11 protein-coding genes are annotated in these 13,344 nt (G+C 33.4%); all 11 read right to left on the bottom strand.

All coding sequences use genetic code 11. From position 1 onward, the window contains the following. Positions 1-41 precede the first annotated feature (41 nt). The gene (locus ABXQ82_RS16965) at positions 42-1,910 is read right to left on the bottom strand and encodes a RagB/SusD family nutrient uptake outer membrane protein (RefSeq protein WP_367062594.1); all 1,869 of its coding nucleotides are present in this window, start codon (positions 1,908-1,910) and stop codon (positions 42-44) included. A 62-nt stretch (positions 1,911-1,972) separates the two neighbouring features. Beyond that, positions 1,973-5,119 (bottom strand): TonB-dependent receptor, encoded by a 3,147-nt coding sequence (locus tag ABXQ82_RS16960; protein WP_367062591.1) that lies wholly within the window; start codon positions 5,117-5,119, stop codon positions 1,973-1,975. A 1,317-nt stretch (positions 5,120-6,436) separates the two neighbouring features. After that, positions 6,437-6,748 (bottom strand): hypothetical protein, encoded by a 312-nt coding sequence (locus ABXQ82_RS16955; protein WP_367062588.1) that lies wholly within the window; start codon positions 6,746-6,748, stop codon positions 6,437-6,439. Positions 6,749-6,756: 8 nt separating this feature from the next. After that, positions 6,757-7,221 (bottom strand): hypothetical protein, encoded by a 465-nt coding sequence (locus tag ABXQ82_RS16950; RefSeq protein WP_367062585.1) that lies wholly within the window; start codon positions 7,219-7,221, stop codon positions 6,757-6,759. A gap of 129 nt (positions 7,222-7,350) precedes the next feature. Beyond that, positions 7,351-7,797 carry an RHS repeat-associated core domain-containing protein gene (locus tag ABXQ82_RS16945; protein WP_367062583.1) on the bottom strand — a complete coding sequence of 149 codons (447 nt, stop codon included), beginning with the start codon at positions 7,795-7,797 and terminating at the stop codon, positions 7,351-7,353. A gap of 352 nt (positions 7,798-8,149) precedes the next feature. Beyond that, a complete protein-coding gene (locus ABXQ82_RS16940; protein WP_367062580.1) occupies positions 8,150-8,506 on the bottom strand; it encodes a hypothetical protein in 357 nt (118 codons plus the stop codon). Beyond that, positions 8,506-9,597, bottom strand: coding sequence for an RHS repeat-associated core domain-containing protein (locus ABXQ82_RS16935; protein WP_367062577.1), 1,092 nt, complete (start codon positions 9,595-9,597; stop codon positions 8,506-8,508). The genes ABXQ82_RS16940 and ABXQ82_RS16935 overlap by 1 nt, the downstream gene beginning before the upstream one ends. Before the next feature lie 436 nt (positions 9,598-10,033). Next, positions 10,034-10,567: a hypothetical protein gene (locus tag ABXQ82_RS16930; protein WP_367062574.1), complete on the bottom strand. Its 534-nt coding sequence runs from the start codon at positions 10,565-10,567 to the stop codon at positions 10,034-10,036. 2 nt (positions 10,568-10,569) lie between these two features. Then, positions 10,570-11,592 carry a hypothetical protein gene (locus tag ABXQ82_RS16925; RefSeq protein WP_367062571.1) on the bottom strand — a complete coding sequence of 341 codons (1,023 nt, stop codon included), beginning with the start codon at positions 11,590-11,592 and terminating at the stop codon, positions 10,570-10,572. Between the two features lie 249 nt (positions 11,593-11,841). Further along, positions 11,842-12,219, bottom strand: a complete 378-nt coding sequence (locus ABXQ82_RS16920; RefSeq protein WP_367062568.1) for a hypothetical protein — start codon at positions 12,217-12,219, stop codon at positions 11,842-11,844. Positions 12,220-12,225: 6 nt separating this feature from the next. After that, positions 12,226-13,257 carry a hypothetical protein gene (locus tag ABXQ82_RS16915; protein WP_367062565.1) on the bottom strand — a complete coding sequence of 344 codons (1,032 nt, stop codon included), beginning with the start codon at positions 13,255-13,257 and terminating at the stop codon, positions 12,226-12,228. Positions 13,258-13,344 lie beyond the last annotated feature (87 nt).

Raw genomic sequence — 13,344 nt, 5'->3', positions numbered from 1 at the left:
AAAATTTTATTGTTGTAATACACATTTAAAGCATAGTGCTTTTATTGAGCACCGTAAAGTTTAGGATTAGCAGTTTCTTCACTATTTGGTACAGGCCAATAGGCATGTCTGCCTTCTACATAATTTGCAGCAGCCTGTACAAACTCAGTCCAATTTTCAAATGGCTCATCGCCACTCAATGGTGTTGGCTCATCAGAAACAACAGAGTTCCATCGCGTTTTAGGGTCGCCATCTTCATCTTCATACTTAAAATGGTCATTATAATACACTCTTTCGGACAGTTCTTTGAACCTAGCCTTAGTGATGCCCCAACGACGTAAATCTATGGTTCGAATAGCATTGCCTTCAGCAGATAACTCTAAGGGTCTTTCAACATACATTAAATGCTCCATTAAAGTATTAGCAGTATATTGAACATCATCATGGTCATTAACAGGGTACTCACCAGTACCTGTCATTCCCAATAATCTAACACCAGACCGTCTTCTTACTCTATTTATATATACTAGTGCTTCTTCAACACCTGCATTATTGGTACCTCCTGAGATTAAGCATTCTGCATACATTAAATACACATCCGCTAAGCGAATCAACCTTACATTGACACCTGAGCGTGGTACTTCGTTAGAAATGGATTTTTCGTTTCTAGTAATATCCCAGTTTGTATATTTTCTCCAATAACTGTGTTCATTATTATTAAATAAAGTTCCTTGTGGCGTTGGAAGCCCATAATAATCTGTATCCCAATCACCAACTAAAGCAATAGATGCTGACGTACGTAATGAATAAATTCTTGGAACATCTACATCCATCTTTATCTCACCTTGGCTACGTGCTACACCATTTTCATCAAGTTCTCCCTCAGCATATAAGGCAGGTAAACCATTTGGCATACGCCTGATTCTAGTTACCGTGTTTCTTGGGTCTTGCATATCCAAAGGATCTCTTTGGTATTTTAAATTTAACCATAATGCAGGGTAAGTGCTTCTCCACCCACCTACATTTGCTGGGCTAAATACAAAATTCAGTGTGTTAGAGTTTTGATCTTCTCCAAAAGGAGGAAGTTCATTCTTATAATTTAAAGAATATCCAATCTCTAAAATAGACTCTTCATTAAATTCATCTCTGGTTGTGAAATTACTCCCTATATCTGGAGTTAAGGAATAAGGTCCTTCATCTATAATTAGTTTAAAAAGAGCCGCTGCTCTTGGGTAATCGCCTTCGTAAAGGTAGCTTTTTGCTAGAAGTGCTATTGCTGCACCACCCGTTATGCGTCCTTCTTGCCCAGAATCGTAGGACTTAGGGAGTACAGTTATTGCATACTCCAAATCTGCTCTGAAAAATTCCTGTACTACACTAGCTGGTTGGATAGACTCATAAAACTCTGATTCTACCCTTGGTACAAAATCAAAAATTGGCACCGCACCCCTATTAAATCCAGAATGTAAATAAAAGTAAAACAGCCCTCTTAAAGCCCTAGCTTGGCCGATAACTATATCTGCATCTTCTTTGGTTTCTGCGCTAAAATCTGGATATAACCGTTCTGCCGCTTCCAAAACTTGATTTGCTCTAAAAATCCCTCTATATAGCGATGCCCATTTTCCATTAGGGGCACTTGATGAATTATTAAAGGTCTGTAACCAATATTCATTGGTAGCATTTGGTCTTCCAAAACCTGGATAGGTCATATCACTTCTATTTAATTCATTTGCTATAGAGGTAGTATTACCGTCTTTTAATGAATTATATACAGCAGTTAATCCTGTATTAAGATCGTTTAAATTTTTCCAAAAACTATCAGTAGATAGTTGTATTGGGTTAGTTTCCTCTAGAAAATCTTCGGCGCAACCAAAGATAACTACAGAGGATACTAACAAAAACACCATTTTTTTAAATATTGTCTTTTTCATAATTTATAAGTATTTGTTAGTATTTATATTCGTTTTATTCATTTTTTTATCAAATTTAACAATTAAAATCCAATTTGCACTCCAAATCTAAAACTAGAACTTATAGGATAACTACCTCTATCTAAACCTCTTGTGCTTAAACCGTTGTTTCCTACTTCTGGATCAAAACCGGTATAATCAGTAATTGTTAAAGGGTTTTGTGCTGAAAGATATATTCTGAAATTTGATATACCGTGCTTTTCTATAAAATCTTTAGGTATTGTATATCCTAAAGCAATGTTACGTAATCTCACAAAAGTTGCATCTTCTAACCAGAAATCTGTATGACCTCTATAATTATCATGATTTCCTCTTCTATCAGTAGGGATTAGAGATGTAGGGTTTTGAGCCGTCCATTGGTGTACTAAATCTTGGTGAGTACCTGCTTTATAAGCCCAAGCTTTACTACCGTTCATTATCTCCCCGTTAAATGCGCCGTACCATTGCATTGCAAAATCAAAGGCTTTGTATTTTGCTCCGAAATTAAAACCAATTTCGAACTCTGGTAAGCCGCTACCAGAAAATTGTCTATCGTTGATGTCAATAACACCATCACCAGCATCTGGGATGCCATCACCATCCGTATCTTCTGTAAGCGCATCAACATATTTTAAATCTCCAAGATTAGCGGTGCCACCTATTAGCGTATTATATGCATCCAATTCTTGTTGATCGTCAATAATACCATCAGTTCTTATTAAGAAAAAAGAACCAGCAGGAAACCCTTCGGCTACAACAGATACTAAATCTTCACCATTATCTTGTACCACCTTACTATTATCAAGGTACAAAATATCATTGGAACCGCTCATACGCGTTACTTCGTTTGTGTTTTTTGTGAATGTTGCGCCTGCATCCCAAGTTAGCTTATCGCCACTATGCTTATAGTTTACCGTCCACTCCATACCTTTATTGGTCATATCGCCAACGTTAATGACTACCGTAGAACCTTCTCCAGCTCCAGTTGTTGGTGGTAATAATAAAGGTAATAATAAATCCTCTTTATCGTTTTGATAAAAATCTGCCGATATACTTAACTTATTTTTAAACAGTCCCAAATCAAAACCTACGTTTTTAGAAACGGATGTTTCCCATTTCACATCTGCATTTTTAAATTGGGTTTGAATAGCTCCTAAAATCAGATTGTCTCTTTCTTCAGGCCCAAAGATTGCATCTCTATCTATTGTAATTGTTGGTTGGTTACTGTAGGGTTCAAAACCATCATTACCAACTGTACCTACACCAGCTCTAAGCTTTAATGAGGTCGCAAAACTTTTAATGGGCTCCCAAAACCCTTCATCTGAAACATTCCAACCTACAGAAGCAGAAGGAAATGTTCCCCATCTATTATTTTCACCAAATTGAGAAGAGCCATCACGTCTTACCGCTCCACTAAATAGGTATTTACCTTTATAGTTGTATTGTGCTCTGGCCATTAAACCTATTAAGTTGATGGTTCTGTTGTTCCATAGTCCACCAGAGTTACCAACATCAGAATCTCTTAAAGCACCGTCAAGATTAGTAATTTCATTACTTAATAAATCTCTTTTATCTGCAAACGTTTGTCTTGCAAAAGAAGTTTCTGCAGAAAACAAACCTGTTAATTGAACATTATGATCTCCAAAACTCTTTTTATAGTTTAAGATATTCTCTAAAGTATGTTTTGTTCGTCTTGAATATTGTTCTTTAATTCCAGAACGCTGTGTAGGTGGTATTAATTGACCTTCCTCAGTAAACTGTCTAAATACGGGGTTAATGGTAACTCTTGTTCCATTAGAGTAATTCATACCCGCCCTAAATGTATAAGAGAAGCTCTCGCTAACATCGTATCTCGCTGAAATATTGGCATCAAAACTATCTACATTATCTCTATCTGATTGTTTTAATCTCAATAAGTTATTAGAAACATTTAAAGCATCATTATCATCAGGAGAGCCTGAATGAACAAGACTCGTAGTATTAGGGTCTAAGAATTGAGAATACGGGTTATATTTATAAGATTGTAATAACAATTGCCAAGGCTCTCGATCTCTTTCTTCTATTCTAAAACCTAAACCTGTGGAAATATTCCATTTACCCTTTCTGTATTGTGTGTTTGCGCGAATATTAAATCGTTCATATTTTGAATTGATTAACATACCATCTTGCTTAAAGAAAGATGCATTAATATTATATGCTAAACCATCTTTACCCCCAGAGATACTCAAGTTATGGTTCTGAAGTGGTGCCGCGTCATTTTCAACAACTTTTGATAGGTTTGTATTATTGGTTAACTGATGTGGCCCTTGCACAATTGGTGTCCAGGTATTACCAAAAAAGGTACCATTTAAAGTGTTTTGCCTTAAATGTCTAGTATATAAATAATCTTCTATTTCCATTATAGGTAAACCGGATGTGATAGATTGTAACCCATAATAAGTATGGATATTCATCTTCATGACACCCTCTTTACCTTTTTTAGTTGTAATAAGAATTACACCAGCAGAACCACGTGTACCATAAATTGCTGCCGAGGCACCATCTTTCAATACATCAATAGTTTCAATCTCGTCGATACTTAATTTTGGATCTCCATCAAAAGGAATACCATCTACAACGTAAAGTGGGGAGTTTTGACCAAACACAGAACTTATACCACGAATAAGGATATTAGATTCTGCACCAGGTTGACCACTTGAAGCCGTAACGTTTACACCAGCTATTTGCCCTTGAAGCGCCGTACCAATATCGGCAGTAGCACTAAGTGCTAAATCTTCATTTTTTACCTGCCCTACAGCACCAGTAATTTCCTTTCGTTTTTGGGTACCATACCCAACTACCACTACTTCATCAAGTGCAGCAGCATCTTCTTTCATGGAAACGTCAATTTGAGTTTGACCGTTGACTTTCACATCTTGGCTAACATAACCTAGATAACTAAAGCGTAGTGTACTATTAGTATCAGCGGTAATTTCATAATTACCATCAAAATCGGTAACAGCGCCTTTGTTTGTGCCCACCACAATTATACTAGCTCCTGCTAGGGGGATACCATCACCTGTAACCACACCTTTGACAGTTACTGTTTGAGCTTGCATTGCATTCATTCCGAGCGAACACAGAAATACAATTAAACAAGCCTTGAATTGCCATTTTTTAAATAGCATCTTTTCAAGCAAATTAATTTTCATATTTATTTAGTTAAAGTTTAGATACAAAGATTGTGAAATACTAAGGTATTTAAGGAAACTTATGTGTTTATAAGTGAAACATATGTTCAAATCGTTAACAATCTTTTAACATTGATATTCGATATATTACTAACAATCAATGCTTTAATGTTTTGAGCCAATTGTAATTCAATTATGTTAGATACTTTATTTGTTAAATTTTTTAAGAAAACAAATTTCTTATGTCATATCCTATAAAATATCTATGATTGCGCCCTAGGTTTGAAAATTATGCATTCAAAACCATTTGTTATTAATCATCTTGATTTGGATTGTTATCCTTGTGTTTGATATATGTGTATTCACTAATGTCCACTAAAAAGACAAAAGACCGCTTCGCTACAAGATATAAGACGTAAGACTTTCCCATCTCGCAAAAAAAGCATGTTATTTTAAACAAATAAAAAGCGAGTTAATAAAAATTAACTCGCTTTTTTCGTGACCTCAAGAGGACAGAATTCGAACTTTTTGAAGGAAGATATTGAAATTATTATTATTAATAAATCATCTCATATTAGACGAATTTGAACCTACTGTATCCAGCGGCTACCAGATAAGTGAACGGTTCCGTTCCTCCAAGAAAATGAAACTGCTGTCCATACTGTACAATGAAATCTCCATCATAGTGAATGGTACGGGACGGTATGGGAGATGTCCGTTCTGTACGTCATCATGATACTATTAAAAAGCTTATAAACAAGATTTATGATTTAAAAAGGTTGAATTAGTTCGTTATTTGTTCGATTTAGTAGATAAATCTTAAATATTGAACTTGATTTATTAGAAAAGAAACCCAAAGTTGAAAAAGAACTTCGGGTTATGAGCCCGACGAGCTACTTGTTACAGCACTCCCGTTAATTTCAAACTACTGATAAACAGATGGTTAATATTTTAGTAAAATTCCATATAATCAAAAACGTATGCGGTTCTGTATGCGCTTTGGTATTACTAAAGTACTATTTATTTTTAAAAATTCAAGTCTTATCAAGATTTTAAACGCCAATTCTTAGAACATTAGATCTTATCAAAGCATCAATAATTTCTATGAATTTTGTATTTCGAAAAACAAAATTAGGAACAAAATTGTATTATGTTTTTGAGATTAATCATTTGAATCTATTGCCCAATGGCACTAACCCATAAAGTCCGTGAAGCTTAAGGCTATTACTTAAAAAAAGCCTTTACATCTCTGTAAAAGCTTTTCTCTTTTTGTTTTTTTTCTTACTCTTAACGCCACTAAGCACAGCTTAGCGGGAGCGGGGGATTGCGTAAAATACTCTACTGCCAAACATCATCAACTTTTTTATGACCATTTCTACAAATTTTAGACTTAGGGGTTCTAGCTAGTATACCACAAATACTGCACTTGTTCATATATATATCATGCCCATGCTCATTTAACAGTCTATTGATAGTATCTCGATAAAACTTATCCTTATGTTTATTTTTCCATTTGGTTTTCCTAAAAAAAGATTTTTCTTTAGAATCCTCAATAATTGAATTCCAAATATCAATTTCATCTTTAGTTAATAGATTTCCATAATAATTAAACAAATATCTTTTTAACTCTAAATCATATTCATTTCTCATAATTATTTCTAATCTATCTTATTGTTCTTATTATGCTGTGAAATACTTATTTCTTCAGTTTTTATTGTTTTTCCAGTTTCAACATCAATTTCCATTATCATTACTCGTTCTCTTTTTGTTGAACCTTCTCCTGTTCGCATAAACTCTAAAATTAAAGTTTTAACCCCTTGTTCTTTTGCTTTTTGAATCATGTTCGACTTAAACTGTATAACTTCTCTTCCCATTTTACCTACTAATCCTTTATCAGACCATGTTAGCGAACCTTTCCTAAACATATAGATATCTTTGATTAACATCTGACTTTTATTAATTGCCATTTTCGCATTAAACATTACTGACTGTCCTAAAAATGACTTGCTGGCTATTTGATGACTTATTTTTGAGAAATTTTTAAACCCTCTAACATTTCTAAGTAAAATAGATTTTGGCTGAGCTTTGGAGTCAAGGTTTTTACTTCTAGGTGAACGACGCATACTCCTAGTGTTAGCTCTTATACTGGCTCCACTTGCAATGCCTTGTAAAATCTCAGCTTTAACAAAATCATCTTCAAAATCATTATAAGTAGTATTTAGTGCATCTGCTTTATTATCATAAGTCTCTGTTTAATCCTGCTTAGCCATAATACCTTGAAACTCCACGACAACTAAAATTTCTGGTCTGTAGTGTACTATATGTTTTTCATACACATTTATTTTAGTTGTATATGAAAAAGTACTCCGATTCCATTGCTTTTCAATTATATCGTTTACAGTTTCGAGCTTTATTTCAGAATCCCCATTTTCATCCAAAGTAAACGCATAGTGATATTCTTCTAATCCATCTAAATCTATAGCTTGAATAGGAGTATTACCTGCAAATTGATAAGGTGTATAATAAGGGAAACCTTTAAATAAAGGGTCGGTACTCAAAAACTTACCGATTCGTGGGTCATAAATTCTAAACCCATAATCATACTGCGCACCTTCGCCTTTGACTTCATCATCTTTCTCTTTGCCATTGAATGCGTATCGATAGTCGCTACTGTTACCGTGGCGATTGGGTAGAAGCATACCAAAGGTAAGCCTAATCAAAACACCTCTAAAGGCTTTATGTATAAGAACGTTCGTGTTTTTAAATACCTTAAAAACTTACCTTTTTTTGCTTTTTCGATACATTTTGCACGTACCAAAACGGTAAAAATGCACAGTAAAAGTAGGGCTTTATTTTGATTGTATAAAGTACAGAGCTAAACTAAAAAAAGTCCTTTTTTTCTCCCACTAATTAATCAACAAAAAACGAGTATAAAAGTTATACTCGTTTTGTATCATTAATGTTATTATTTTTTTGCTTACTCATTACCGCTACTAGTTTTTAAACTAGCGGTAGCGGGGGGGGCTAACTCTTACCACTACTTGCCAGAACTTAACAAGTAATATTAGTACTAAAAATAGCCATAGATAAATGGTCCTTATAATCATACCAATCTTTGACATATGGAATATCATTAACAATTTTAGGAATATTCCCATGAAACTTAAAAAAACAAATAGTTTTATACCCTTCTTCTATAAAATCTAGTTCAAATAAAGATTCATTTGTAATATAAATTAATTCACAATCAATATTTTCGTGTATTCCATTTAAATACACTTCTTTAAAAAAAGTTTTTTTAGGTATCGAAATGTCAGTATAATCAACGAAAAAGCCTATTATATTTTCATCAACATTTAATATTCTTGCGCTTAGCTCTTTATTTATTTTCCCTACTATCTTAATCATTAATTATTACTCTTATCAAGGTTTTTTATAAATTCTTCAGTTTGTTTGATAGCTTCTTTCTCAATTATTTTTGATGCTTTTTCATAAAAAGTGTTTATTTGTTTTTCTGTTAAGTCTTTAGTTTGCTTTAAAATAGTATTAATATTCTGCATGTTGACAGTTGAAGGTACTGCTATCCCCATTTCTTTAAAAATACTTTTGGCTTGACCAAGAGTTATAGAAGCTGCCTCTTTCATGAAGGTTGAAGGTTGTATATTTAAAATAACTTCTTTTTCCATTTCAGCAAGTCTATTAGATGGCAATGTAGGAATATTTTTTAGCTTTTTCATGTTTCCTATTAACACTATAGCTTCACCTTTTGCTTTATTAAGTGTTGAAAAAATTGTTGCTTTGAGTGGGTCTGTACTTGTATATGTAGCAGAATATTTAATAGCTGTAGCTCCTCCTGAAAATCCTCTAGTTGTACCTCTAAAAAGGTATTTAATTGGTCTAGCTACATCATCTAAATTACCTGGGTAGTCATTTGCAGGATTGGGGTCTATTAGACTTGCTGTTAAACCTCCAACAGCAACAGCCATTTCTTGGTTAGCTGGATTAGAAGCAATCCAAGCTAATCTATAAAAACCATAAGCTAACCTACCAGAAGCATAGAGTTCTGCCCCTACACCTGCTGTTGCAATTGTAAGAGTCAGTACTGCTGCAGTTTTAGCTTCCTGAATATCTTCTTCAGTTAAATCACTTGGGTCTAAAATTGTATTATGATGACAATCAACACAAGGCACAGATTCTTGTATAGAATACTTTAGTTTTGGGGTAGAACTTTCCTCTGTATTTGGTATGGGAATATATTCTTCTAAACCATCTAAATCAACAGCTAATATTGGTTTATTTCCAGCAAACTGATAAGGAGTATACCAAGGGTAACCTTTAAATAATGGGTCAGTACTCAAAAATTTACCAATTCTTGCATCATAAATTCTAAACCCATAATCATATTGTACACCCTCGCCTTTAACTTCATCATCTTTCTCTTTTCCATTAAACCCATATCGATACGAACCCTCGCTACCACTACGATTGGGCAGGGTCATTCCAAAGGTAATCTAATCAAAACACCTCAAAAGGCTTTATGTATAAGAACGTTTGTGTTTTTTAATATATTAAAAACTTACCATTTTTTGCGTTTTTGGTATGTATTATAAGCACTAAAACAGTAAAAATATGATATAAAAATAGGGCTTTATTTTGGTTTTGGAAAGTGTGTCTTGAAACGAAGAAACGTCCCGCTTGGAGACGCTCTACATATATTTGGCACTTGCTTACTCTGTACGGCACTCGTCAAAGACGAAGCGCTAGCCGATACGAGGACTAGCTGGGAAGATAAAAATATGGTTTACAGAATTATCGATAAAATGCTTACAACAAAGAAATTTAAAGAGTTCTTTGATAAGAATATTGATTCTCTTTAAAACTAAAAAAGCCTCCACATCTCTGTAAAAGCTTTCTCTTTTTATTTCTTAACACCAACTAATCTGACCCATTACCCAACTTAGTAATGTTATCCCATTTATCTCCATTTTTTGTAACGAAATATATTGGCGTAAACCTTTTAAATGCTATTTCATTTAATTCAGTCTTATTATGGCAAGGCTCTATATTTAGAACATACAAGGAATCCATTTTTATCTCTTTTTCATTCATATAGAAATCTTCACGAAAACAGAATCCGTTAATAGAAAACACATATTCAGCCTTGCTCTTTTTTTCTAATTGGATATTAATAGATTCTTTTCTGAATTTATAGCTCAACCCAATAGAATGACCGCATTCTGAATAACTCATCAGCGACTTAGTTTTTTGCTCTTTATTATAATTATAATAATCAATCACAATCAAACTATCTATACCTCTAGATTGATTCTTAAAAACATAATTCCTTTTTATTTTAGTTGTATCTATTATGCTTTGGTTTATAGAAATCACCTTGCATTTCTTTTTACTACAAGAAAAAAGAAGTGAAAAAAATATTAATAAAAAAGGAATAATATATTTAGTTTTCATAATTAAAGTTTCTTAGAGCTCTCTTTATAGCCTTCTTCTTTTAACCTCTTATTTATAAACTCTTTTTTATTTTGAGAAAACTCTTCTTTTGACAACTCATAAAGCTTACCAGTGTCTTCATTAAACCCATAAGTATCGCCGTTTTCTTCATAAAAATTGGATAACTTTTCAATATACTGGTTTTTTTCTTTCTCTCTTTGTTTAATTGCTGTTTCTAACTTTGGCAACCATTCATTAACATTAATACTAGCTGGACCAATGTGATTTACATCTACACCATTTATTTTATCGTCATAAGATATAGCAATATCTGAGTCAAGTACTGAAATATTACCGTCCCAGGCATCACTTCCAATACTTTGAATTAAATCTCCTTTAGCACTAATACTAATTAAACTAGCTTGAGATGCTTCAGAACTTATTTCTATATCACTCTGTCGAGGAGTATTTAAGGCAACTATATTTATATTATTAGGGTTAATTTTGTGTTTCTTAACTAAAATATTAGCTGCCTCTATAGCTACATTACCTCCGTGACTATGCCCAACGATGCTTATTGGTTCACCTGGTTTTCTATTATCAATAATATACTCAGCTAACCTTGCTCCGGCATGGGTTCTTCCATAATCAGAATTTTCACCAGTCCATTTAAAACCAACATCGCTAGTTCTATTACCTAATAAAGGTGTTAGACCTCTAACTCCAGATTGTCCCTTTCTAAACATATGAGTTCCAAAATTTAATCCATATGGAGCGATTACTGTTCCATGAATAAAAAATGCTTCAAGCCCTTCTAATTCAATAGCATCTATAACCCTGTTTTCACTAAATGCATATGGAGAGTTATAAGGATAATCTTTAGTTAAAGGGTCAACCGCAAAAAACCGCCCAACCCTAGGGTCATGCATCCTATACTTGTAATTCAAGCTATTTCCTTCCCCCTTAATGGCGTCATCCATTTCCTGTCCTTGGAAGCTATATCTATATGTGTCAGGGTCACCGCCACGCCTGTTTGGCAAGGTCATTCCAAAGGTAGTCTAATCAAAACACCTCAAAAGGCTTTATGTATAAGAACGTTTGTGTTTTTTAATATATTAAAAACTTACCATTTTTTGCGTTTTTGGTATGTATTATAAGCACTAAAACAGTAAAAATATGATATAAAAATAGGGCTTTATTTTGGTTTTTGGTAAGTGTGGTTTGAAACAAAGAAACGTCCCGCTTGGAGACGCTCTACATATATTTGGCACTTGCTTACTCGGTACGGCAGGAGGTTACCAATCAAATAACTTATTAAATATTACATCATATTTTTCATCTACCTTAACATCGTTTTTAAATAAATCAAAGATTGAAGACCAGTACTCCTGAAGATAATTTAATTGATTTAAATGGTTAGTGTCTCTAATGTTTTCATTGGATAATATTTCTGCAATGATATTTAAACTATATAAATCTCTTTTTGTTGGAATTTTTAAAAAATTAATATACGTAGAAAACTCTCCTTTATCTCTTAAAAATTCTATTTGTACATTATTATTTGAGAAAATCATTTGAAGGTTAGAACCATTATTAATATTCGTAATTTCTTTTAGCTCATGTTTTTTTGAAAAACTATACAAATCAGATATTATGCCTTTTAAGTCTCTCATAAACCTCTATTTTGGTGTTAAAATTGTTTTTTCTGCATTTTTCCATATATATCCTTTTTCTTCTATTAAATATTTTATTTCTTTTTTTAGATACTTTCCTGGTTCTTTATTTTTACCTAGTGTAATGATAATTTCATCTCCTTGTCTAGCAACCTTGTCCAAAAAAACCTTGTTAATATTCCACACATTTTGGCCATTCTTTGCAAGTGCATCCCAAGTTGCACCAATATCAAAATAACTACTTTCATTCTTTTTAGCCATTTGAATATAATCAGGAAAAGAGCCTAAGATAGTTTTTCCTGAATTATTAACATTTGCTACTGCTTTTTTTTGTGCAGCAATATATATATCAAATGCCTCGTCAGCATTATTAATAAATTCAGGATGAACTAAATTATTAGCATTCTTTATAGTTTGAGTTGCAAGTTTTGAGGATTTCCAAATCTGATAAGCCCGTCCTAATTTAGCAAATGCTATTTCTGGAAGAATTACACTTGGAGCTTCCATAATTCCTACACCAATATTTCCACCAATGGAATATTTCCCTCCAAGCATAGTATTTGGTCTTGCATTTATAAAGCAAGTAGCACAATTACAGGTTACTGTTGCTGGTTTTGTATATGGAGTTGATGGATTGTTATATAGGAATTTCATATACGAATCCATCATTGAAGGAGTTTGCATTCCAATACTTTGAGCTGCTTGAGCTAATTCTTGAGTGGCAAATGAATTCAGTACTTCTTCGGTAGGACCTTCTAATTTCACAACTTCTTCTCCATTGATAACCCAACCTTCTTCTAATCCTTCAATTTCTCCAAAAGCAATAACTTTATTTCCGCTGAAACTATAAGGGGTATAGTATGGGTAACTCAGAGTCAAATGGTCAACCGCAAAAAACCTACCCACACGTGAGTCATGCATCCTATATTTATAATTTACAGAATTCCCTTCCCCTTTAACTTCATCATCTTTTTCCTGCCCTTGGAAGCCATAACGGTATGAGCCCGGGCTACCACCACTACGATTAGGCAGGGTCATTCCGAAGGAAGCCTAATCAAAACACCCGCAAAGGCTTTATGTATAAGAACGTTCGTGTTTTTAAATACCTTAAAAACTTACCTTTTT

It is taken from the genome of Algibacter sp. 2305UL17-15 (genome assembly GCF_040720935.1).
Classification (GTDB): Bacteria; Bacteroidota; Bacteroidia; order Flavobacteriales; family Flavobacteriaceae; genus Jejuia.
Note: the sequence above shows the minus strand (reverse complement) of the source record. Positions and strands in the feature narration are given on the sequence as shown.